Here is a 21,680-nt window from a genome sequence, read left to right as displayed (position 1 = left end):
CATGTGCAAAGTGACCGATCTGCGGCAGTCCGTGCTCGCCAGGAACGACCGCGGGGCGCAGGACCTGCGCCGGGAACTCGCCGCACGCGGCACCGTCATGGTGAACCTGCTGTCGAGTCCGGGCAGCGGCAAGACGGCGCTGCTGGAGTCGGAACTGGGGCTGGCCCGGCTGCGGGGGGTGCCCGTGGCGGCGCTCACCGCCGACCTCGCCACCGAGAACGACGCGACCCGGCTGGCCCGCTCCGGTGCCCCGGTGCGGCAGGTGCTCACCGACGGGCTGTGCCACCTGGAGTCGGCGATGGTGCGGTCGCAGGTGGACTCCTGGCTGCCGGAGGGCACGCACCTGCTGTTCGTGGAGAACGTCGGCAACCTCGTCTGCCCTGCCTCGTACGACCTCGGCGAGTCACTGCGCGTCGTGCTGGCCTCGGTCACCGAGGGCGAGGACAAACCGCTGAAGTACCCGACGGCCTTCGGCCTGGCGCATCTGGTGATCGTGACGAAGTACGACATCGCCGAGGCGGTCGGCTTCGACGAGGCGGCCTTCCTGGCGGCCGTCGCCCAGGTCAACCCGGGCGTGGAGGTGCTCGTCACGTCCACACGGGGCGGCGAGGGCGCGGGCGTGCTGCTGGAGCGGGCGCTGGCCGTGCACGCGGGGGCCGCTGTGCACCGTCCGGTGATGGCGCGCACCGCCGTGGAGAACGGCCACGCGCACGGGCACACTCATGCGCACCCGCACGAACACCCGCACCAGGACGCCGCCGGGCACACCCACTCCGTGGGCCACACGCACTGATGCCGGGTCAGCCGGGGCCCGCGGCCCGGACCGCGCAGCGCCGCAGGGTGCTGGTCCGGGGGGTCGTGCAGGGAGTCGGCTTCCGGCCGTTCGTGTTCGGTCTGGCCCGTGAGCTGGGGCTCGCGGGCCACGTCGGCAACACCGGTGACGGGGTGGTCGCCGAGGTCGAGGGCGCCCCTGGCGCGGTGGCGTCCTTCTGCACACGGATCGGCTCCGAAGCGCCGCCGCTGGCGGTGGTGGAGTCGGTGCACCATCATCTGCTCCCCCTCGCGGGCGGCACGGACTTCACCATCAGCCCCTCGCGCCCCGGCGACGCGGCCTCCCGCACCCTGGTCCCCCCCGACACCGCCACCTGCGAGGCGTGCCTGGCCGAGCTGCGCGACCCCGCCGACCGCCGCCACCGGCACCCCTTCATCACCTGCACGCACTGCGGGCCGCGCTTCACGATCGTCACCGGCCTGCCGTACGACCGGCCCCACACCACGATGGCCCGGTTCCCGATGTGCGCGACGTGCCGGGCCGAGTACGAGGACCCCGCCGACCGCCGCTTCCACGCTCAGCCCGTCTCCTGCCACGACTGCGGTCCCCGGCTGCGGCTGGTCCTGCCCGGCGCGAAAGGCACGGACGGCGCGGACGGCACGGACGGCACGGACGGCACGACATGGCAGGGCGAACCGCTCGCGGAGGCACGGCGGCTGCTGGCGGCGGGCGCGATCGTCGCGGTGAAGGGCCTGGGCGGCTACCACCTGGCCTGCGACGCGGGCAACGAGGAGAGCGTGCGGCTGCTGCGGGCCCGCAAGGACCGCGGCGACAAGCCGTTCGCCCTGATGGCGCGGGACGTCGCGGACGTGGAGCGGCTGGCCCACGTCGGCCCGGCGGAGCGGGAGTTGCTGACCGGCACACGCCGGCCGATCGTCCTGCTGCGGCGGCGGGCGGGGGTGCGCGAGGTCGCGGAGACCGTGGCGCCGCGGGTCGCCGACCTCGGGGTCATGCTGCCGTACACGCCGGTCCACCATCTGCTGCTGGGACTGCCGGGCGATCCCCCGGGGCCCGGGCTGCTGGTGATGACCAGCGGCAACCTGGGCGGGGAGCCCATCGTCACCGACGACAAGCAGGCGCTGGAACGCCTGGCGGGCCTGGCCGACGCGTGGCTGACGCACGACCGGCCCATCCATGTGCCGTGCGACGACTCGGTGGTGCGGATCTGCGACGGCGAGGAACTGCCCGTGCGGCGCTCGCGCGGCTACGCGCCCTTCCCGGTGCCCCTGCCCGTGCAGGTGGCGCCGGCGCTCGCCGTGGGCGGCGACCTGAAGAACACCTTCTGCGTGGGCGAGGGACGGCACGCCTGGCTGTCGGCCCACGTCGGCGACATGGACGACCTGGCGACGCTGACCGCCTTCACGGCCGCCGAACGTCAGTTGGAGGAGATCACCGGGGTCAGGCCCGTGCTCCTGGCCGCGGACCGGCACCCCGGCTACCGCTCGGTGGGCTGGGCACGGCGCTCCGCGGGCGAGCGGCCGCTGCGGCAGGTGCAGCACCACCACGCGCACGTCGCGGCGGCGATGGCCGAGGCGGGGCTGGACGGGACGCGCCCGGTGATCGGCGTCGCCTTCGACGGGACGGGCCACGGCGACGACGGCGCGGTGTGGGGCGGTGAGTTCCTGCTCGCCGACTACGACGGCTTCCGGCGGCCCGCGCACCTGGCGTACGTGCCGTTGCCCGGCGGGGACGCGGCGGTGCGCCGCCCCTACCGGATGGCGCTGGCGCATCTGCGGGCGGCCGGTCTGCCCTGGGCGCCGGAACTGCCGTGCACGGCCGCCTGCCCGGAGCACGAACGGGCCTTGCTGGCCACCCAGTTGGAGCGGGGGCTGCACTGCGTCCCGACCTCCAGCATGGGCCGGCTCTTCGACGCCGTCGCCTCGCTGGCCGGGGTGTGCCACGAGGCGGGGTACGAGGCGCAGGCCGCCGTCGAGCTGGAGGCCGCGGCGGTGGCGGCGGGCCAACTGCCCGCGGAGGGCTACGCCTTCACCCTGCGCATCGGCGCCGGCGCCGACGGAGCGACCGCCTGCGACCCGGGCCCGGTGCTGGCGGCCGTCGTCGCCGACCTGCACGCGGGCGTGCCCGCCGGGGTGGTCGCCGGGCGCTTCCACCGGGCGGTGGCCGACCTGGTGCGCCGGGTGTGCGCGGCCGTACGGGAGGCGGAGGGCACCACGACGGTGGCCCTCAGCGGCGGCGTCTTCGCCAACGCTCTGCTGTCCTCCGCGTGCGCGTGGGACCTGCGCGAGGACGGGTTCACGGTGCTGCGCCACCGGCTCGTACCACCCAACGACGGAGGCCTGGCGCTCGGCCAGTTGGTCGTCGCCGCCCGCGGCGGCCCCACGGACCCCCACCCACAGCGAGGAGACAGCTGATGTGCCTGGCGGTACCCGGCAAGGTGCTGGAGATCGAGGAACGGGACGGCACCAAGATGGCGGTCGTCGACTTCGGCGGCGTGGTGAAGGACGTGTGCCTGGAGTACCTGCCCGACCTCCAGGTCGGCGAGTACGCCATCGTCCACGTCGGCTTCGCGTTGCAGCGGCTGGACGAGGAGTCGGCGCGGCAGACGCTCGCCCTCTTCGGGAACCTCGGATTGCTGGAGGAGGAGTTCGGCGACCCCTGGCAGCAGGCGGCCGCCGAGGCGGGAACGACGGCGGAGGCGGAGCGGTGAAGTACATCGACGAGTTCCAGGACCCGGAGCTGGCCCGGAGACTGCTGGACGACATCCACGCGACCGTGACCAGGCCCTGGGCACTGATGGAGGTGTGCGGCGGCCAGACCCACACCATCATCCGGCACGGCATCGACCAGCTCCTGCCGAAGGAGGTGGAGCTCATCCACGGCCCCGGCTGCCCGGTCTGCGTGACCCCGCTGGAGGTCATCGACAAGGCACTGGAGATCGCCTCCCGACCCGGGGTGATCTTCTGCTCCTTCGGCGACATGCTGCGCGTCCCCGGCACCGGACGCGACCTCTTCGGCGTCCGGGGCGAGGGCGGCGACGTGCGCGTCGTCTACTCCCCGCTGGACGCGCTGCGGATCGCCCGGGAGAACCCGGACCGCGAGGTCGTCTTCTTCGGCATCGGCTTCGAGACCACCGCCCCGCCCAACGCGATGACGGTGTACCAGGCGCGGAAGCTCGGCATCGCCAACTTCAGCCTGCTGGTGTCCCACGTACGCGTCCCCCCGGCGATCGAGGCGATCATGCGCTCGTCGGACTGCCGCGTGCAGGGGTTCCTGGCGGCCGGTCATGTGTGCAGCGTGATGGGGACGGAGGAGTACCCGGAGCTGGCGGACGGGTTCGGTGTGCCGATCGTCGTCACCGGCTTCGAGCCGCTGGACATCCTGGAGGGCGTGCGCCGCGCGGTGCGCCAGCTGGAGCACGGCGAGTACCGGGTGGAGAACGCCTACCCCCGCGCCGTGCGCCCGGAGGGCAACCCGGCGGCGAAGGCGATGCTCGCGGACGTCTTCGAGGTCACCGACCGCGCCTGGCGCGGCATCGGCGTCATCCCCGACAGCGGATGGCGGCTGTCGGAGCGGTACCGGGAGTACGACGCCGAGCACCGGTTCTCCGTCACGGGCATCACCACGCGGGAGCCGGCCGCCTGCCGCAGCGGCGAGGTCCTGCAGGGCCTGATCAAGCCGCACGAGTGCGAGGCGTTCGGCGGTGTCTGCACGCCCCGCACGCCTCTGGGCGCCACGATGGTCTCCAGCGAGGGGGCCTGCGCCGCGTACTACCTCTACCGCCGGCTCGGCGGGACCAGCGCACCCCTGGAGGCGAGCCCCGTTGGCTGACATCGCACAGACCCTCGCCGCCCCGGACTTCTCCGGCTGGACCTGCCCGGCGCCGCTGCGCGACCAGCCGCGGGTGGTGATGGGCCACGGCGGCGGGGGCGCGCTGTCCGCGGAACTCGTCCGGTACGTCTTCGCCCCCGCCTTCGGCGGCGAGGTGCTGGCCGGGCTCGCCGACTCCGCGGCCGTGACGCTGGGCGGGGCCCGGCTGGCGTTCTCCACCGACTCGTACGTGGTGCGGCCGCTGTTCTTCCCCGGCGGCAGCATCGGCGACCTCGCCGTCAACGGCACGGTCAACGACCTGGCGATGAGCGGGGCCAGGGCCGCCTACCTCTCCTGCGGCTTCATCCTGGAGGAGGGGGTGGAGATGCCGCTGGTGGCGCGGGTCGCCGAGGCGCTCGGCGCGGCCGCGCGCACCGCGGGGGTGGAGGTCGTCACCGGAGACACCAAGGTCGTCGAGGCCGGTCACGGCGACGGGCTGTACGTCAACACCGCCGGCATCGGCCTGATCCCCGACGGTGTCGACATCCGTCCGCAGCGCGCGGCGCCGGGCGACGTGGTCATCGTCAGCGGGGAGATCGGGGCGCACGGCGTCGCCGTGATGAGCGTGCGCGAGGGCCTGGAGTTCGGGGTCGAGATCGAGAGCGACACGGCGGCGCTCGGCGGGCTCGTCGAGGCCGTGCTGCGCGTCACGACGGACGTGCACGTGCTGCGCGACCCCACGCGTGGCGGTCTGGCGGCCGCCCTCAACGAGATCGCGGCCGCCTCGGGTGTCGGTGTCGTCCTGCAGGAGCGGGCGGTGCCCGTGCCACCCGCGGTGGCCAACGCCTGCGCGGTGCTGGGCCTGGACCCGATGTACGTCGCCAACGAGGGCAGGCTCGTCGCCTTCGTGCCCGGCGCGGTGGCCGAGGAGGTGCTGGCCGCGATGCGCGCGCATCCGCTGGGCGCGGACGCGGCCGTCATCGGGGAGTGCGTGGCGGACCACGCGGGCATGGTCGTCGCCCGTACGGGCCTCGGCGGGACGCGGGTGGTGGACCTGCCGCTGGGTGAGCAGTTGCCGCGCATCTGCTGACCGCGGACCGGTTCCGGCCGGTCCGCGGATGCGGGCCGGCCGGGCACGTCCCGCGCACCGCACCGCCCATCGTCGACGAGCCCTCCGGGAGGACGGCGTGACGTTCCGGCATCCGGCGGAGCGGACCGACGAGGAAGGCGGACGGGGCCGGTTCGAGCGGCTCGCCGAGGCGACGTCCAACTTCACGGCGTCGCCGCTCTTCTACTGCGTCTGCCTGCTCCTGGTGGCCGGCTTCCTCGTCGTCCACGCCCTCGGGCTGCCCTTGAAGTGGCAGTTGTTCGCCGCGGATCTGATGACGGCGGTCACCCTGCTGCTGCTCGCCCTGCTCAAGAACGCCGAACGCCGCGCCGAGCACGCCGTCCAGCGCAAGCTGGACGCGATCGCCGCCGCGCTGCTGGAGCAGGGCGGCAGCTCCCACGAGGCACGGGACGCGCTGCGTGAGGTGATCGGCCTCCACGAGGAAGCATGACCGCCCTCGTTTTCTGATGCTCCGTCAATCTCGTTTCGGCAGAACATCTCTGTCGGCCCGTCACCTGATTGCGGGTAAGGCAGGACACTTTCACGGGCGATCGGCCGCATGGCGCGTGACCTGCGGTGACGTGGCGAGCCGGGGCTGCGCGGGGACGCGTTCGGCGCCGTGAGCGCCGCTTTCGGGTGGCAGGCCCCACGCGGTGCTGTTTTGCTCCGCGTGGAGCGGACGCCCTGGGACCGCTCCTCCCTGCCCGTTCGACCTGGAGCTGCCTCATGCCTACAACACGCGTTCTTGGCGGCGTCGCCATGGCCGCGGCCGTCATCGGTCTCACCGTTCCCACCGCCTCCGCCTCGGCCCCTGCCTACGACTTCCCCAATGCATGGGTCACCCCCTACTACGCCGTCCCCGGAATGCGGCTGATGGTCACGACCACGGCCTGCGGCCGTGACGCCACCTACTCCAAGGGCCAGTCCGAAGCCGGCGGCCAGGTCAACCTGCTGCCCCTGGGCAGGCGCGGCGGCCTGCTCGCCGGCAGCTTCCGGGTGCCGAAGCACACCCGGCCGGGCTGGTACACCGTGACGCTGCGGTGCCCGCCGCGCACCCAGACCACCGCCTCCTTCCGGGTGGTCAGGGGCTTCGCGCACGGGTTCTCCGGCCTCGACTGCGACGACGACTTCGGTCCCGTCGGACGGCGGTCCGCCCGCCGCTGACCCCCGGTGCCCGGGTCCTCGGACCGCCGCCCCGGCCGCCGCGAAGGATGACGGTGGCGCGGCCGGGGCGGCGGGGGCGCGGGACGGCGGGTGAAGGTCCGGGGAACGCTCCCGCACCGACCTTTTTCACCCTTCCGGGTGGCGATCGGCGTCCGGACGGAAGAGTGTGGAGGGAAAGAGGGGGCGCGCGGCCCGCGAGACGGCGCCGAGGCGGTGGCGGCGCGTGAGCGAGGAGACGGACATGCGAGAGAACGAGATGGGTGACGAGGTCTACCAGCCGGACGGGTCAGAGGTACAGGACGACGCCGGGCTGCTGGAGCCCGAGGACACCCTGGACTACCACGGTGTCGACCAGATTCTCGACGAGGGCTACTCACCGCCGGAGCGGCCCTGGGCGGTGAACAAGCCCGCCATCACCGCGGCGGGCCGCCTGCAGGGCGAGACGCTCGACGAACGCCTGGCCGAGGAGCTCCCGGACCTGCCGGTCCCCGACGGGGACGGCATCGGGGACGCGTGGGACACCGACGGGGAGCTGATCGACGGCGAGGTCGGGGGCCCGCGCGCCGGGCGTCTGGTCGCCCCCGACGAGGGCGCGCACTACGAGACCGAGGGCATGGTCGCCCAGGACATCGGCATTGACGGGGCGGCCGCCTCCGCCGAGGAGGCCGCGATGCATCTCGTACCGGAGTCCGAGGAGTACTGACCCCTCCTGACCCGGTCCCGTCGGGCCCCGGTCGCGCGGGTCACCCGGCCGGGGGGCGGTCCTTCCCCATGTCCGGCCCGCCGCCGGTCACCGTCCCGCATGCGGACTCCTCGCCGCTCTGCAGGGGCGGGGCGCCGATGGCGCAGTAGTGCTTGCACGCCGGAGCCGGCTTGGCGGGCTCCTCGGGGGTCTCGCGGAGCACGTCGGAGCGGATGCCGAACCAGGCGAGGAGCGAGCCCACCACGAGCATCCCGGCGCAGATCGTGACGGCGACCCGGAACCCGTGGCCGAAGGCGGCCGGGTCCTCGTAGTCGTCGCCGGAGAGCCCGGCCATGAGCGGCAGGGCGGCCACCGCGAGGAGGCCCGCCGCACGGGCCACGGCGTTGTTCACCCCGGAGGCGGTGCCCGCGAGCCGTACCTCGGCGGCGCCCAGGACGGTGGCGGTGAGCGGGGCGACCGTGGTCGCCAGGCCCAGGGCGAAGACGCACACCGCGGGCAGGACGTCGGCGACGTACGAGGCGTCCGCGCCGATCCGCAGCATCAGCAGCAGGCCGACGGCAGAGATCGCCGGCCCGACCGTCATGGGGATCCGCGGCCCGATGCGCTCGGCGAGCCGGCCCGCGCGCTCGGACAGCGCCAGCATGATGACGGTGATGGGCAGCAGCGCCGTCCCGGAGGCCAGGGGGGAGTATCCGGCCTCGGTCTGCAGCTCGAGCACCAGGAAGAAGAACAGGCCGCCGAGCGCCGCGTAGACCGCGAAGGTGACCAGGTTCGCGGCGGTGAACTGGCGGTTCGAGAAGAGCCTCGGCGGCAGCATCGGGTGCGGGCTGCGCCGCTCGGTCACCACGAACCCGGCGAACGCGGCCAGGCCCGCCACGCCGGAGACGCAGACGGCGGCGATGTCCGGGTGGCTTCCGCCCGCGGAGATCAGGGCGTAGGTGACCCCGGCGAGGCCGACCGCGCCGAGCACGGCGCCCGCGACGTCGAAGCCGCCGGTGACGCTCTCGTCGCGGCTCTCCGGGACGTGCCGGGAGGCGACCGCGATGACCAGGACGGCCAGCGGGAGGTTGATGAAGAACACCCAGCGCCAGCTGACGGCGTCGACCAGCCAGCCCCCGAGCAGCGGCCCCAGCGCCCCCGCGATGCCGCCCAGTCCCGACCACACGCCGATCGCGCGGGCCCGGTCCTGGGACGCGAAGGACGCCTGGATCAGGGCCAGCGATCCGGGGGTGAGCAGCGCCCCGCCGACACCCTGCAGGGCGCGGGCGGCGATCAGCACCTCGATGCTGGGGGCGATGCCGCACAGCAGGGAGGCCAGCGCGAACCAGACCGTGCCGATCATGAAGACCTTGCGCCGCCCGAAGCGGTCGCCGAGCGAGCCGCCCAGCAGGATGAGCGCGGCGAGGGTCAGGGTGTAGGCGTTGATCGTCCACTGGAGGCCGGCGAGCGTGGCGCCGAGCTCCTTGCCGATCGTCGGGAGGGCGACGTTGACGACGGTGCCGTCGAGCAGGGTCATGCCCGAGCCCAGGACCACCGCCGCGAGGACCCATCGCCCGCTCGCCCCGCCCAGCGTCAGCGTCCCGGCCCGGTCCGTCGCGCCCGCGGCTTCCGTCATCCCAGCCTCCGCCATCCCCCGCCGTCCCCCGCGGGTCGTCACCGAATCTACTCCGGGGGCCGGGGTATCGCGTGGGTGGGATCCGTCCACGGACTACCTCGGCCCCGGTCGACGATCACCGCGTACCGGGGGGAAGCAGCGCACGCTGACGTATTTCGCGGCGTCCACGATCGACGGTTTCGTGGCCGGGCCGGAGGGCGAGTACGACTTCCTCGCGGCCGTGGGCGACCACATGGAGACGGTCCTCGCCGAGTACCCGGAGACCCTTCGGCGCAGGCCCGCGGCCCGCTGGGCATCGCCGACGCGCCGAACCGGCGGTTCGACACGGTGCTGATGGGCCGGGCCACCTACGAGGTGGGGCTGCCCTTCGGGCTGACCAGTCCTATCCGCACCTGCGGCAGTACGTGGTGTCCGGGAGCATGACGGCGAGCCCGGACCCCGCGGTGGAGCTGGTCTCCGGTGACCCGCTGGAGTTCGTGCGCGGGCTGAAGCGGCGGGACGGGGCGGGCATCTGGCTGTGCGGGGGCGGCCGGCTGGCGGCCTCGCTGCGCCCGGAGATCGACGAGCTGGTCGTCAAGCTCAACCCCGTGGTCGCGGGCGCCGGCGTCCCGCTGTTCGCGGGCGGTTTCGCCCCGCAGGCGTACGACGTGACCGAGGTGCGGACGCACAAGAGCGGCGTGCTGATGGTGACGTACGCCCGCCGGGAGGACTGAGCGGCGTCCGGGGCGCCGCCACCCGGGAATCCCGCGCCGCGGTGGGCGTTGCACCAAAGGTGATCGCACCGCAGCTCCCCCCGATTCCGTTCTCGATCCTCGACCGCTCCCCCGTCCGCGAGGGCGCCGAGCCCGCGCAGGCGTTGCGGGACACGGTGTGGCTGGCACGGCACGCCGAGGAACTGGGCTACCGGCGCTTCTGGGTGTCGGAGCACCACGGGGTGCCGGGCGTGGCGGGGTCCTCGCCGGCGGTGCTGGCCGCGGCGGTCGCCGCAGCCACGTCCCGGATCCGGGTGGGCACGGGCGGGGTCATGCTGCCCAACCACCGGCCGCTGGTGGTGGCGGAGCAGTTCGGGGTGCTGGAGTCGCTGTTCCCCGGGCGGATCGACATGGGGCTGGGGCGGTCGGTGGGCTTCACGGACGGAGTGCGCCGGGCGCTGGGACGCGACGCCCACGCCGCCGGGGACTTCGAGGAACTGCTGACGGAGCTGCTCGGCTACTTCACCGGCACGGCGGGCCCCGGCGCGGTGCACGCGCGGCCGCCGGAGGGGATGCGCGTCCCGGCGTTCGTGCTCGCCACGGGCGCGGGAGCGGCCACGGCGGCGGCCTTCGGGCTGCCCCTGGTGATCGCGGCGGTGCGGGGCGAGGAGCGCATGCGCGAGGCGATCGAGGACTACCGCGCGGCGTTCCGGCCCTCGGCGTGGGCGGCGCGGCCGTACGTCGTGGTGTCGACGACCGTGTCCGTGGCGGAGACGACGGAGGCCGCGCGGCGGCTGCTGGTGTCGGAGGCCTGGTCGCTGGCGCACTCGCGTACGCACGGCGAATTCCCGCCGCTGGCGCCGCCGGACGAGGTGCTGACGAGGCCCATGACGGCGCGCGAGCGCGACGTGTTCGAAGGGACGCTGTCGGGGGGCGTCCACGGCACCGAGGACGAGGTGACGGCCGCGCTGTCGGGCCTGGTCGGACGTACCGGGGCGGACGAGGTGCTGGTCACCACGGCCGGCTACGACCGGTCGGCGCTGCTGGACTCCCACCGCCGTCTGGCGCGGCTCGCGGGGCTGGGCGCACAGGCCGTGGCGGCGCGCTGACCGGTGGCCGGAAGGTGCCTGTGGTGATCGCCGCCGTCACGGCGGCCGAGGGAAGCGCACGCTCCCCAACTCGGCGTCCACGGACCGGTCATGGTCCGCGAGCACGCCGATTTCCATGGCCCGCCGGGAGAGTTGCCGCTGCCGGCCGGGCAACTCGTCGCGGTGCGACGGCTGCCGAAGCGGCGTCCCGGCCGCGGGAGGCACGTCAGGCGGTGGGGCCCTCGTACACGTCGTCGTTGCGGCCCTCGGCGAACTCCCACCACGACAGCGGCAGCCAGTCGCCGTCCACGAAGGCGTCGACGGCGGAGCCCCGTCCGCTGATGGCCACGCGCGTGCCCACCGGGTACACCGTGCCGGACAGGCCGGGCACGGGGACGAGCAGCGTTCCTGAGCGGTGGGCCATTCTTCCCGCCTTTCCTCGCGGTCAATCACAATTCGCCATATTCCACGTGAAGAATAGCTGGCTTGTCTCGCACTGCCCAAGGGGGGAGCATGAGAAATAGGTCACGTAAGCCGCGAATCAGACACCAATCGGAGGTGTCCACGTGAAGGCCGTCGTCTACAAAGGACCGTTCGAAGTAGCCGTCGAGGAAGTCGACAATCCACGCCTGCAACACCCCAACGACGTGATCGTCAGGGTGACGTCGACCGCGATCTGCGGTTCCGACCTGCACATGTACGAGGGCCGGACCGCCGCGGAGCCCGGCATCGTCTTCGGCCACGAGAACCTGGGGATCATCGACCAGGTCGGCGAGGGGGTCACCACCCTCAAGCAGGGCGACCGCGTGGTCATGCCCTTCAACGTCGCCTGCGGATTCTGCAAGAACTGCTCGGCGGGTTTCACCGGCTACTGCCTGACGGTCAATCCGGGGTTCGCCGGAGGCGCTTACGGCTATGTGGCCATGGGCCCCTGGCCGGGCGGTCAGGCGGAATACGTGCGCGTACCGTACGCGGACTTCAACTGTCTGAAACTGCCGGAGGGCACCGCCAACGAGTCCGACTTCGTGCTCCTCGCCGACATCTTCCCGACCGGGTACCACGGCTGTGAGCTCGCCCAGGTCTCCCCCGGCGAGAGCGTCTCGGTGTACGGCGGCGGCCCGGTCGGGCTGATGGCCGCGTACTCGGCGATGCTGCGCGGGGCGGCCAAGGTGTTCGTCGTGGACCGCGTGCCGGAGCGGCTGCAGAAGGCCGAGGAGATCGGCGCGGTCCCGATCGACTTCACCAAGGGCAGTCCGGTGGACCAGATCAAGGAGCACACGAAGGGCGAGGGCACCGACAAGGGCGTCGACGCGGTCGGCTACCAGGCCCAGGCCGGCGGCGCGGGCCGCGAGGAGCCCGCGGCGGTGCTGAACTCCCTGATCGACACGGTGCGCCCCACCGGCGCCCTGGGCATCCCCGGCCTGTACGTGCCGTCCGACCCGGGCGGCCCGGACGAGCAGGCCAAGAGCGGCCGACTGCTGGTCGCCATCGGCCGGCTCTTCGAGAAGGGCCTGCGGCTGGGCACCGGGCAGTGCAACGTCAAGCGCTACAACCGGCAGCTGCGCGACATGATCATCGAAGGCCGCGCCCGCCCGAGCTTCGTGGTCTCCCACGAGCTGCCCCTGACGGACGCCCCGTCGGCGTACGAGAAGTTCGACAAGCGGATCGAGGGCTACACCAAGGTCGTCCTCCACCCGGGTCAGGGCTGATCCGGCGCAAGCGCGGCGCCCGGGGTCCGAGGCCCTGCCGTCAAAGTAGTGCCGGCCGCCCGGAGGGCGGGCCCAGCGGCGTCTGGTGCGGTGCATCGCAAGGCGGAGGATCGTCCTCGTAGTGGGCTACTCGGACGATTCGACAACGCAGCGAGGTGCCGTGCCAGGCGCCGCTGGGCAGGCGGGACTTTGACGGCAGGGCCTAGCAGCTCTCCGGGCCCTGGGCGTCGTAGGGCCCGGAGGGGCTGACCTCCTCCAGGGTGTACGTGTACAGGTCGAACTCCACCAACCCGTCCGCATGCGTGGTGACCCGCGGCGGGCGGGTCCCCGGATACCGGGAGGCGATGACGTCGGCGACCCTGTGGGCGGTCGCCGCGTCGGCAGCGGCGATGCGCACGTAGGCCACTCCCGGTTCGTACAGCGGTCCGAGTTGTCCGGTCATGCTGCTCCCCTTGTCCCGTCCGTCCGGCGGATTACCGCTGGAGACAGCCCGTTGGTCGTCGCGGTTGCCCGCGCGGGCTGGGTTCACTCGAAGATGTCAATGCGGGGGCTCAGGACAGCAGGAAGTCGGCCTTTCCGTCCTTGGCGCCCTGGATGAACATCCTGATCTCGTGGTCCGTGTAGATGAGGGCCGGCCCGTCGGGGTCGGTGGACTGCCGCAGCGCGACCCTGCCGTCGGCCAGTTTCATGGCCTCCACGCAACTTCCCCCGTTGCCGCCGCTCCACGGCTTGTGCCAGCCCTCGGTACCGAGGTCGACGGCGCGCATGCCGTTGTATATGCGGTCGTCCATGTGTGTCAGATCTCCTTGCGGATGCCATCGAGGATGGCTGCGGTGCTGTGTGCCGGCGCGGCTTGCGCGCACATCCGGTCGAGGGCCTCGAGGAACGCCGAGACGTCGTCCACGTCGTCCAGGTAGGCGGCGCCCACCAGGCTCTCGGTGAACACGACGTCCGGCAGTTCGCGGATCTGGAACCGGAAGATGTGGAAAGGCCCGTACATCGCCGGGTGCGGCCCGGCGTCGAAGGGCATGATCTGCAGTCTCACCTGCGGCAACTCACATGCCTCGGCCAGCCGGTCCAGCTGGGCGCGCATGACGCCGGGACTGCCAATGGGGCGGCGCAGCACGGTCTCGTCCATCACCACCCACAGCAGTGGGGCCTCGGGCCGGGCGATCAGCGCCTGCCGTTCCCGGCGGAGCGCGACCAGGCGCTCGAGTTCCTCCGTGGAGGCGCCCGGGCGGCCGGCCCTCAGCACGGCGCGGGCGTAGTCCTCGGTCTGCAGCAGGCCCGGGACGTAGTGCGGCTCGTAGGCGCGGATGATGGCCGCCTCGCCCTCGAGGCTGACGAAGGCGCTGAACCAGGACGGCAGGACGTCACGGTAACGGTGCCACCAGCCGGGGCGGTTGCCCTGCCGGGCGAGGTCGATGAAGGTCGCCGCCTCGACGGCGTCGACGCCGTACAGCGCCAGCAGCTTCTCCACGTACGGGATGCGCAGGCCGACCTCGGCCTTCTCCATACGGCGCACGGTGGCATGGGTGACGTCCAGCTCGCGCGCGGCCTGTTCGTACGAGCAACCCGCCTTCTCCCGCAGGTCGTGGAGGCGTTTGCCGAGGATCACGCGGAGGACCGTCGGCGCCCCGCTCGCCTTCGCCTCACCCATGTCGCAACTCACGCATGGCAGCAGTGTGCCATGTCAGGAATGGAACCCACACCCTGGTACTGGCGATTGTGCAATTTGCAGAATGACCCTTGCCTTCTGTGCAAGCAGTGGCCATAGTTGCGTGTGTGCTCTTTGCCCTCAGCGCCCGGGACACCTTCCGGCTCCGACTGCCGGCGCAGGCCTCGTCGGTCGGCGTCGCGCGACGCCAGGTGCGTTCCGCGCTGAGCGGATGGGGCCTGGAGGAGCTGGGCGACGACGCCGGCCTCGTGGTGAGCGAACTCTTCACCAACGCGGTCGTGCACAGCGGCAGCGACCATGTCGCGTGCCTGCTCTGGACGGCGGGCGGCAAGCTGCACATCGAGGTCGTCGACGAAGGGCGCGGGACCGCGGGTCCCCAGGCGCGCGCGGCCGCCGACGGCGACGAGAACGGTCGCGGGCTCGCCCTCGTCGCCCATTTGGCCGAAGGCTGGGGCGTGCGCCCGCCGGCGCACGGGACCGGTCGCGCGGTGTGGGCGACCCTCCCCTGCGCCCGTCCCGGGGCGGTCCGGCGCAGCGGTTGAACACCGGGTGACGACCGCTCGGCGTCCGCGGGAAGAGTGGCCGTCGCCGCGGCGCGCCGAATTGGGATGGTGGCACCCCGCGTCCGGGCATAGGCTTCTCCCGACGGAAAGGCCCTCGGGGGAGCACCAACACCCCCTGCCTCCGCCCCGGGAGGAACCGCCCACCGCGGTCCCCGCCCGGTTCCGCAACCGGCGCCACCGCGTCCGCTCAGCCATCAGCCCGACCGGGCGGTCGGCGTCCGGCAGCGGCCGGGCCGGCGTCCGGCTCACCCGACACGAAGGAGTGCGCGGTGACACCCGAGAAGTCAAAGCGGAACCAGCTCCCCAAGGAGCCTGACGATCAACCCGCGCAACAGCGGGAGGTGCGGAACCTGGACGTCTGGGCCAGGTCGGCACCGATCCGACTGGCCGGCTACGAGGACGATCTGAACGAACCGCACATCCTGCGGAGCATCGACTGAGCCTCCGGCACGGCCGGTTCACGGGCCGTACGGGCAACGAAGCCCGTACGGCCCCTGCCGTGTCCCGGGCCTCGCGGTGGCGTTTCCGGCCCGCTCAGCCCGCCGCGTCCACGGCGCCCACGGCGCGGCCGCCCGGCGGTTCGATGGTGTAGAGGTCCAGGACGTCGGGCGGTACGGCACGGCCCGGTCCCCCGGCGCGCACCCACGCGACGATGTCATCGAGGGCGCCGGGATCGTTGACCAGGCCCAGCCAGACCGGCCGGCCGCCGGCCGCACGCCCCTCCGGCGAGGGCTGCACGACGACGACGTTGGCCTGTTCGCACACGTCGAGGCACTCGGTGACGCGTACCCGGCAGACCCCGGCGAGTTCCCGCCGGAGCAGGTCGAGTTGCGCGTCGTGGTCGACGCCGGGGACCTTCTGCGTACCGCAGCAGCAGTCGCGGCAGACGCTCACCGTGCAGGCGCCCTGCCGCGGCACACCACCGCTCACGTGAGGGTGATCCGCACGCCCACCGTGCCCTCGCGGCCGCGGCGCAGCCGGCTGCCGAACAGGGTCAGCCTGCCGAGCAGGCCGTACTTGCGGGCGACCAGGGAACGGTAGCGCTCGGTCTCCTGCGGTCCGAGGACCTCGGCGCGCGCGGGCACCTGCTCCCCGGTGGGGTTGCCGCGTACGTCGCAGGGGCCGACCAGCACGTCGGCGCGGTTGCGGATCCGCTTGACCTTGCCGGAGTCCGCCGCGGTCCAGGCGCCGACCGCCTCACCGTCGCGGACCACCCAGACCGGGGTGGCAACGGTACGGCCGTCCCGCCGGTAGGTGGTCACCAGTAGGTACTTGCCCGCCGCGAGCCGGGCGGACGCGCTGTCCTCGATCATGGACCAAGGCTACGCGGGAACGGCCTCCTCGGCCGGTGCCCGGAGCGTTTTGCCCAGGCACACGCTGAGCGGACTGTCCTTGTAGTGGCCGAACTTGGTCACCGGCGTGTAGCCGCAGGAGGCGTAGAGGGCGATCGCCTCCGGCTGCATCTGCCCCGTCTCCAGCACCATCCGGGTGCGGCCGCCGCGGCGGCGCCGGTCTCCAGTGCGGCGAGCATCCGGCGTGCGAAGCCCCGGCCCCGGGCCTGCGGCACCACGTACATCCGCTTGACCTCGGCGTCGCCGTCCTCGAAGCCCTCCGTGGAGGCGTCCTGACCGCGCCAGCCCCCGGTCGCCACGGGGGCGCCGTCGAGGTAGCCGACCATGAACTCGCCCTGCGGACCGTCGAAGTGGTCGGGGTCCATCGCCGTCTCGTCGGGGCCGCCGTACCGCACGACGTACTCCTGCTGCACCTGCTCGGTCAGCAGCACGGCGTCGGAGTGGTCGTAGCGCGTCTTCCGGATCTCCACCCGCACATCGTACGGGTGTGCGGCCTACGCCCCGGTACGGGCACCCTCCGGCGGGCCGGTATCGTCCCCGTCATGCTCACCGTGACCACCGTGAACGTGAACGGGCTGCGCGCCGCGGCCAAGAAGGGCTTCCTCCCCTGGCTGGAGGCGACCACGGCCGACGTGGTGTGCCTGCAGGAGGTCCGCGCCGAGGCCGCGCAGCTGCCCGAGGAGGTCCGTGCCCCCGAGGGCTGGCACGTGCTCCACGCCCCGGCGGCCGCGAAGGGCCGGGCCGGGGTGTCCCTCTACTCGCGGCAGGAACCGTCCGCGAGCCGGATCGGCTTCGGCTCGGAGGAGTTCGACGGCTCCGGCCGCTACGCGGAGATCGACCTGCCCGGCGTGACGGTGGCCAGCCTCTACCTCCCCTCGGGCGAGGTCGGCACGGAGCGGCAGGAGGAGAAGGAGCGCTTCATGGCGGCGTTCCTGGAGCACATGGTCAAGCTGCGGGAAAAGGCCGCCGCCGCCGGCCGCGAGGTGCTGATCTGCGGTGACTGGAACATCGCGCACACCGAGCGCGACCTGAGGAACTGGCGGGCCAACCAGAAGAACGCCGGCTTCCTCCCCGAGGAGCGGGCGTGGCTCTCCCGCGTCTACGACGAGGCCGGGTACACCGACGTCGTGCGCCACCTCACCCCGGAGGGCGAGGGCCCGTACACGTGGTGGTCCTACCGCGGCCGCGCCTTCGACAACGACAGCGGCTGGCGCATCGACCTCCACGTCGCGACCCGCGGCCTGGCGGCCCGGGCGGCGCAGACCCGGGTCGAGCGTGCGGACACCCACCCCGAGCGCTGGTCCGACCACGCGCCGGTGACGGTCGCCTACGATCTCGGCCGGTAGATCCTCCGGGGGGCCGAGGGAACATGCGGCGGCACTGGCCGCGGGATGTCGAGCGCGCGGACCGTCCGGGCTTCGCCCTGGTCCGGTCCGCGGACGACCTGCTGTGCGATGTACGGTCCGGGCGGCTACCTCGGCTGCAATGCGGACGCCCTGGCCGACTGCCTCCGCGGCGGCTTCGGGGTCACCACCCCGTGCACCCTGGTGTGGCGGGATTCCGCGGTCGCGCGGCGGGCGCTGGGCGGGACGCTGGACTCCCGCGGGGAGCCGGACAGCCGCTTCGGCGCGGTCCTGGAGGTGCTGGCCGAGGGCGGCGTGGAAGTCGTCCTCGCCTGAGGGCGCGGCGACACCCGGTGCCGCCGTACGGGACCGCCGGAGGGCGCCGTCGCCGTATCGTCTAGTCAGCTGCCCTTTTCCGGAGGAGTCCCCATGGCGCCGCCCGTCGTCCGCTCTCTGCGCGAGCAGATCCGCGAGTTCATCGTGGACGGCATCGTCAGCGGGCGGTGGAAGCCCGGGGAGCGGATCGTCGAGCGGGGCATCGCCACCGAGCTGGAGGTCAGCCAGACGCCCGTGCGGGAGGCGCTGCGGGAGCTGGAGGTCATGCGGCTGATCGAGTCCGCCCCGAACAAGGGGGTGCGGGTGCGCCGGCTGACCGCCGGGGACCTGGAGGAGATCTACCCGGTGCGGGCGGGCCTGGAGCAGATCGCCGCCGAGCTGGCGGCGCCGCGCCTGCGGCACGACCTGTCGGCGCTGGAGGCCGAGGTCGCGCTGCTGCACGAGGCGGACGAGGAGGGCGACGCCGGGGCTCAGGTGCGGCACACCGTGGCGTTCCACCGCGAGCTGGTGCGCGCCTCCGGCAACAGCGTGCTGCTGCACACCTGGGAGTCGCTGGGCATCGAGGTGTGGACGGCGCTGTCGATCCGCTGGCTGGGCACCCGGCAGCGGCTGTACGCCGAGGAGCACCAGGCGGTGGTGGAGGCCTTCCGCAGGGACGATCCGCGGGTCGGCGAGCTGGTCAAGGAGCATGTGCTGGGCTGTGCCCCGCAGGGCGGCTGACGCCGGCCCGGAACACCCCCGCCCGGACCATGGGAGCTCTCCCCTTTGTGACCCTCGTCACAAGGTATTTGATCGATCATCGATCAGTCTTACTCTGTGAGACACGGGGACACCCCTGCCCGCACGGAACCAACTGGGAGGCGTTCACCATGACCGACGCCACGCTGAGCGCGCTCGATCACCTGCCGGACCCGGACCCGGAGGAGACCGGCGAATGGGCCGCCTCACTCGACGCGGTCACCCACGCCGCCGGCCCTGATCGCGCGGCGTACCTGATGCGCCGTACCTTCGACCACGCGCAGGCGTCCGGTCTCGCGGTGCCGTCTCTACTGGAGACCGAGCACATCAACACCATCCCGACCGCCGCGGAGCCCGAGCTCCCCGGTGACCTGGAGATGGAGCGGCGCATCGCCGGATGGAACCGCTGGAACGCCGCCGCCATGGTGACCCGCGGCAGCCGCCTGGGCCTGGGCGGCCACATCGCCACCTTCGCCTCCGCGGCCTGGCTGTACGAGACCGGCTTCAACCACTTCTTCCGCGGCAAGGAGGGCGACGGCTCCGGCGACCAGCTGTACGTCCAGGGCCACGCCTCCCCCGGTATCTACGCCCGCGCGTTCCTCGACGGCCGGCTGACCGAGCGGCAACTGGACAACTTCCGCCAGGAGGCCGGCGGCGACGGCCTGCCGTCCTACCCGCACCCGCGGCGGCTGCCCTGGCTGTGGGAGTTCCCGACCGTGTCGATGGGCCTCGGCCCGCTCGCCGCGATCCAGCAGGCGCGCTTCAACCGCTACCTGACCCACCGCGGCATCAAGGACACCTCCGGCTCGCACGTGTGGGCCTTCCTCGGCGACGGCGAGATGGACGAGCCGGAGTCGACCGCCGCCCTCGGCCTCGCCGGCCGTGAGGGGCTGGACAACCTCACCTTCGTGATCAACTGCAACCTGCAGCGCCTCGACGGGCCGGTCCGCGCCAACTTCAAGATCGTCCAGGAGCTGGAGGCGAAGTTCCGTGCCGCCGGCTGGAACGTCGTCAAGTCGCTGTGGGGCTCCGCCTGGGACGAGCTGTTCGCCCTCGACACCACGGGCGCGCTCGTGCGGCGGCTGCGCGAGGTACCCGACGGGCAGTTCCAGACCTACGCCACCCGCGACGCCGCGTACATCCGCGAGCACTTCTTCGGCGCCGACCCGGCCCTGGCCGAGATGGCGAAGCTGCTGACGGACGCCAAGATCGCCGAGTGCTTCCACACCTCCCGCGGCGGCCACGAGCCGCGCAAGGTGTACGCCGCCTACCGTGCGGCCACCACGCACAAGGGCGCGCCGACCGTGATCCTCGCGCAGACCGTCAAGGGCTGGACGCTGGGCCGCGGTTTCGAGTCGCGCAACGCCAACCACCAGATGAAGAAGCTCACCCTCCCCGAGTTCCGCGCCATGCGCGACCTGCTCGAACTGCCCATCCCGGACAGCGCGCTCGCCGGGGACCTGGTGCCGTACGCCCACCCGGGCGCCGACTCCCCCGAGGTGCGCTACCTGCAGGAGCGCCGCGCCGAGCTCGGCGGCCCCGCCCCGGCCCGCCGGGTGCACCCGGTGGCGCTCCCCGAGCCGTCCGCGAAGCCCTTCGAGGCCCTGGCCAAGGGCTCCGGCAGCCAGGAGATCGCGACCACGATGGCCCTGGTCCGGCTGATGAAGGACCTCATGCGGGAGAAGGAGAGCGGACGCCGCTGGGTGCCGATCGTCCCCGACGAGGCGCGCACCTTCGGCATGGAGTCGCTCTTCCCGAGCGCGGGCATCTACTCGCCGCTCGGCCAGACCTACGACCCGGTCGACCGCGACATGCTCCTGTACTACCGGGAGGCGGAGAACGGGCAGATCCTCAACGAGGGCATCACCGAGGCCGGCTCGATGGCCTCCTTCACCGCCGCGGCGACCTCGTACGCCACGCACGGCGAGCCGATGATCCCGCTGTACATCTTCTACTCGATGTTCGGCTGGCAGCGGACCGCCGACCAGATGTGGGCCCTCGCCGACCAGCTCGGCCGCGGCTTCCTGGTCGGGGCGACCGCGGGCCGCACGACGATGACGGGTGAGGGCCTGCAGCACGCCGACGGCCACTCGCACCTGATCGCGTCCACCAACCCGGCGGCGGTCTCGTACGACCCGGCCTTCGCCTACGAGGTCGGCGTCATCGTCCGCGAGGGCCTGCGCCGCATGTTCGGCCCGGACGCGGAGGACGTCTTCTACTACCTGACGGTCTACAACGAGCCCAAGATCCAGCCGGCCATGCCCGCGGAGCCGGGTGTCGAGGAAGGCATCGTCAAGGGCCTGTACCGCTTCCGCGCCGCCGACACCGCCGGGCTGTCCGCCGACGCGCCGCGGCTGCAGCTGATGGCCTCCGGCACGGCGATCCACTGGGCCCTGGAGGCGCAGCAGTTGCTGGCCGCGGAGTGGGGCGTGGCGGCGGACGTGTGGTCCGCGACCTCCTGGAGCGAGCTGCGGCGCGGTGGTCTGGCGTACGACGCGGCCCGGCTGCGGGGCGAGGACGCCCCGCTCCCCCACGTCACCCGTGTCCTGGAGGGCGCGCCGGGCCCGGTGCTGGCGGTGAGCGACTGGATGCGCGGGGTGCCGGACCAGATCAGCCAGTGGGTGCCGCAGGAATGGCACTCGATCGGCACCGACGGCTTCGGCCTGTCGGACACGCGCGATGCGGCGCGCCGCCACTTCGGCGTGGACCCGCAGTCGGTGGTCGTCGCCGCGCTGGCCGCGCTCGCCGGGCGCGGCGAGGTCAAGCGGGAGACCGTGCAGGAGGCCCGGGAACGTTACGGGCTCTGAGCTCCCCGCTCCGCCCCGGGCGGGGGCATGAGGGGCCGGGGCCCCGCCGCAAGCCGGGCCCCGCCCGGGGCCGGGGAGCCCCCCCCCCCCCCCCCCCGGGAGGCCCCCCCCCGCCCCCACGGTGGGGGGGAAAGCGGGGGAATGGGGCGGGGCGGTGTCGTGGTGGGGCACCGGGACGGGGACC

Annotated in this window: 25 protein-coding genes and 1 pseudogene; 18 read left to right on the top strand and 8 right to left on the bottom strand. The window is 73.1% G+C overall.

Going from position 1 to position 21,680, the window contains the following annotated elements:
* The first annotated feature begins 1 nt into the window (after position 1).
* From hypB to ACFV3E_RS23395, 8 genes are all read left to right on the top strand, one after another.
* The gene (gene hypB / locus ACFV3E_RS23430; protein ID WP_500536389.1) at positions 2–793 is read left to right on the top strand and encodes a hydrogenase nickel incorporation protein HypB; all 792 of its coding nucleotides are present in this window, start codon (positions 2–4) and stop codon (positions 791–793) included.
* Positions 793–3,204, top strand: coding sequence for a carbamoyltransferase HypF (gene hypF / locus ACFV3E_RS23425; protein WP_500536388.1), 2,412 nt, complete (start codon positions 793–795; stop codon positions 3,202–3,204). The genes hypB and hypF overlap by 1 nt, the downstream gene beginning before the upstream one ends.
* Positions 3,204–3,500: a HypC/HybG/HupF family hydrogenase formation chaperone gene (locus ACFV3E_RS23420; RefSeq protein WP_018560791.1), complete on the top strand. Its 297-nt coding sequence runs from the start codon at positions 3,204–3,206 to the stop codon at positions 3,498–3,500. Before hypF ends, ACFV3E_RS23420 begins: the two co-directional genes overlap by 1 nt.
* Positions 3,497–4,621 carry a hydrogenase formation protein HypD gene (gene hypD, locus ACFV3E_RS23415; protein WP_500536387.1) on the top strand — a complete coding sequence of 375 codons (1,125 nt, stop codon included), beginning with the start codon at positions 3,497–3,499 and terminating at the stop codon, positions 4,619–4,621. The genes ACFV3E_RS23420 and hypD overlap by 4 nt, the downstream gene beginning before the upstream one ends.
* Positions 4,614–5,690: a hydrogenase expression/formation protein HypE gene (gene hypE, locus ACFV3E_RS23410; protein WP_500536386.1), complete on the top strand. Its 1,077-nt coding sequence runs from the start codon at positions 4,614–4,616 to the stop codon at positions 5,688–5,690. The genes hypD and hypE overlap by 8 nt, the downstream gene beginning before the upstream one ends.
* Positions 5,691–5,787: 97 nt before the next feature.
* Positions 5,788–6,159, top strand: a complete 372-nt coding sequence (locus ACFV3E_RS23405) for a low affinity iron permease family protein (protein ID WP_500371719.1) — start codon at positions 5,788–5,790, stop codon at positions 6,157–6,159.
* A gap of 275 nt (positions 6,160–6,434) precedes the next feature.
* A complete protein-coding gene (locus ACFV3E_RS23400; RefSeq protein WP_500536385.1) occupies positions 6,435–6,872 on the top strand; it encodes a sortase in 438 nt (145 codons plus the stop codon).
* Between the two features lie 241 nt (positions 6,873–7,113).
* Positions 7,114–7,575, top strand: a complete 462-nt coding sequence (locus tag ACFV3E_RS23395) for a DUF5709 domain-containing protein (RefSeq protein ID WP_500371717.1) — start codon at positions 7,114–7,116, stop codon at positions 7,573–7,575.
* A 40-nt stretch (positions 7,576–7,615) separates the two neighbouring features.
* Here ACFV3E_RS23395 and ACFV3E_RS23390 read toward each other — a convergent pair whose 3' ends face one another.
* Positions 7,616–9,190 (bottom strand): DHA2 family efflux MFS transporter permease subunit, encoded by a 1,575-nt coding sequence (locus tag ACFV3E_RS23390; RefSeq protein ID WP_500536384.1) that lies wholly within the window; start codon positions 9,188–9,190, stop codon positions 7,616–7,618.
* Positions 9,191–9,371: 181 nt separating this feature from the next.
* On the opposite strand from ACFV3E_RS23390, the gene ACFV3E_RS23385 reads away from it, so the two are divergent.
* The 3 genes from ACFV3E_RS23385 to ACFV3E_RS23375 all read left to right on the top strand — a co-directional run bounded on the left by ACFV3E_RS23385 (position 9,372) and on the right by ACFV3E_RS23375 (position 10,991).
* Entirely contained in the window at positions 9,372–9,524 is a 153-nt protein-coding gene (locus tag ACFV3E_RS23385; protein WP_500536383.1) for a hypothetical protein, read from the top strand.
* Positions 9,525–9,609: 85 nt separating this feature from the next.
* Positions 9,610–9,903: a dihydrofolate reductase family protein gene (locus tag ACFV3E_RS23380; RefSeq protein ID WP_500536382.1), complete on the top strand. Its 294-nt coding sequence runs from the start codon at positions 9,610–9,612 to the stop codon at positions 9,901–9,903.
* Positions 9,904–9,962: 59 nt separating this feature from the next.
* The gene (locus tag ACFV3E_RS23375; protein WP_500536381.1) at positions 9,963–10,991 is read left to right on the top strand and encodes an MsnO8 family LLM class oxidoreductase; all 1,029 of its coding nucleotides are present in this window, start codon (positions 9,963–9,965) and stop codon (positions 10,989–10,991) included.
* A 205-nt stretch (positions 10,992–11,196) separates the two neighbouring features.
* Here ACFV3E_RS23375 and ACFV3E_RS23370 read toward each other — a convergent pair whose 3' ends face one another.
* A complete protein-coding gene (locus ACFV3E_RS23370) occupies positions 11,197–11,394 on the bottom strand; it encodes a hypothetical protein (RefSeq protein WP_499509599.1) in 198 nt (65 codons plus the stop codon).
* A gap of 142 nt (positions 11,395–11,536) precedes the next feature.
* Between ACFV3E_RS23370 and ACFV3E_RS23365 the strand changes: the two genes are divergently transcribed.
* On the top strand, positions 11,537–12,679 hold the full coding sequence (locus ACFV3E_RS23365; protein WP_500536380.1) for a glutathione-independent formaldehyde dehydrogenase: 1,143 nt from the start codon (positions 11,537–11,539) through the stop codon (positions 12,677–12,679).
* Positions 12,680–12,881: 202 nt separating this feature from the next.
* Here the strand turns inward: ACFV3E_RS23365 and ACFV3E_RS23360 are convergent, their stop codons facing one another.
* From ACFV3E_RS23360 to ACFV3E_RS23350, 3 genes are all read right to left on the bottom strand, one after another.
* Complete coding sequence (locus tag ACFV3E_RS23360; protein ID WP_499509601.1) at positions 12,882–13,121, bottom strand: hypothetical protein; 240 nt, start codon at positions 13,119–13,121, stop codon at positions 12,882–12,884.
* 109 nt (positions 13,122–13,230) lie between these two features.
* Complete coding sequence (locus tag ACFV3E_RS23355; protein ID WP_499509602.1) at positions 13,231–13,470, bottom strand: DUF397 domain-containing protein; 240 nt, start codon at positions 13,468–13,470, stop codon at positions 13,231–13,233.
* Positions 13,471–13,475: 5 nt separating this feature from the next.
* Positions 13,476–14,339: a Sco1979 family transcriptional regulator gene (locus ACFV3E_RS23350; RefSeq protein WP_500536379.1), complete on the bottom strand. Its 864-nt coding sequence runs from the start codon at positions 14,337–14,339 to the stop codon at positions 13,476–13,478.
* A gap of 125 nt (positions 14,340–14,464) precedes the next feature.
* Between ACFV3E_RS23350 and ACFV3E_RS23345 the strand changes: the two genes are divergently transcribed.
* Positions 14,465–14,899: an ATP-binding protein gene (locus tag ACFV3E_RS23345; RefSeq protein ID WP_500536378.1), complete on the top strand. Its 435-nt coding sequence runs from the start codon at positions 14,465–14,467 to the stop codon at positions 14,897–14,899.
* 290 nt (positions 14,900–15,189) lie between these two features.
* Positions 15,190–15,360 (top strand): hypothetical protein, encoded by a 171-nt coding sequence (locus ACFV3E_RS23340; RefSeq protein ID WP_018560806.1) that lies wholly within the window; start codon positions 15,190–15,192, stop codon positions 15,358–15,360.
* 94 nt (positions 15,361–15,454) lie between these two features.
* On the opposite strand, the gene ACFV3E_RS23335 is transcribed toward ACFV3E_RS23340, so the two are convergent.
* The 3 genes and pseudogenes from ACFV3E_RS23335 to ACFV3E_RS23325 form a co-directional block, all read right to left on the bottom strand.
* On the bottom strand, positions 15,455–15,850 hold the full coding sequence (locus ACFV3E_RS23335; RefSeq protein WP_500536377.1) for a (2Fe-2S) ferredoxin domain-containing protein: 396 nt from the start codon (positions 15,848–15,850) through the stop codon (positions 15,455–15,457).
* Positions 15,847–16,233 carry a PPOX class F420-dependent oxidoreductase gene (locus ACFV3E_RS23330; protein WP_500536376.1) on the bottom strand — a complete coding sequence of 129 codons (387 nt, stop codon included), beginning with the start codon at positions 16,231–16,233 and terminating at the stop codon, positions 15,847–15,849. Before ACFV3E_RS23330 ends, ACFV3E_RS23335 begins: the two co-directional genes overlap by 4 nt.
* A 9-nt stretch (positions 16,234–16,242) precedes the next feature.
* Positions 16,243–16,742: pseudogene (locus ACFV3E_RS23325) on the bottom strand (GNAT family N-acetyltransferase).
* A gap of 72 nt (positions 16,743–16,814) precedes the next feature.
* On the opposite strand from ACFV3E_RS23325, the gene ACFV3E_RS23320 reads away from it, so the two are divergent.
* From ACFV3E_RS23320 to aceE, 4 genes are all read left to right on the top strand, one after another.
* Entirely contained in the window at positions 16,815–17,618 is an 804-nt protein-coding gene (locus tag ACFV3E_RS23320) for an exodeoxyribonuclease III (protein ID WP_499509607.1), read from the top strand.
* 108 nt (positions 17,619–17,726) lie between these two features.
* Positions 17,727–17,951 carry a barstar family protein gene (locus tag ACFV3E_RS23315; RefSeq protein WP_500536375.1) on the top strand — a complete coding sequence of 75 codons (225 nt, stop codon included), beginning with the start codon at positions 17,727–17,729 and terminating at the stop codon, positions 17,949–17,951.
* A gap of 93 nt (positions 17,952–18,044) precedes the next feature.
* Positions 18,045–18,671, top strand: a complete 627-nt coding sequence (locus tag ACFV3E_RS23310; RefSeq protein ID WP_499509609.1) for a GntR family transcriptional regulator — start codon at positions 18,045–18,047, stop codon at positions 18,669–18,671.
* A gap of 149 nt (positions 18,672–18,820) precedes the next feature.
* On the top strand, positions 18,821–21,496 hold the full coding sequence (aceE, locus tag ACFV3E_RS23305) for a pyruvate dehydrogenase (acetyl-transferring), homodimeric type (RefSeq protein WP_500536374.1): 2,676 nt from the start codon (positions 18,821–18,823) through the stop codon (positions 21,494–21,496).
* Positions 21,497–21,680 lie beyond the last annotated feature (184 nt).

The sequence above is a fragment of the Streptomyces sp. NPDC059718 genome (assembly GCF_042733315.1).
Classification (GTDB): Bacteria; Actinomycetota; Actinomycetes; order Streptomycetales; family Streptomycetaceae; genus Actinacidiphila.
The sequence above is the reverse complement of the archived record's forward strand: the minus strand, read 5'-3'. Positions and strand labels throughout refer to the sequence as shown.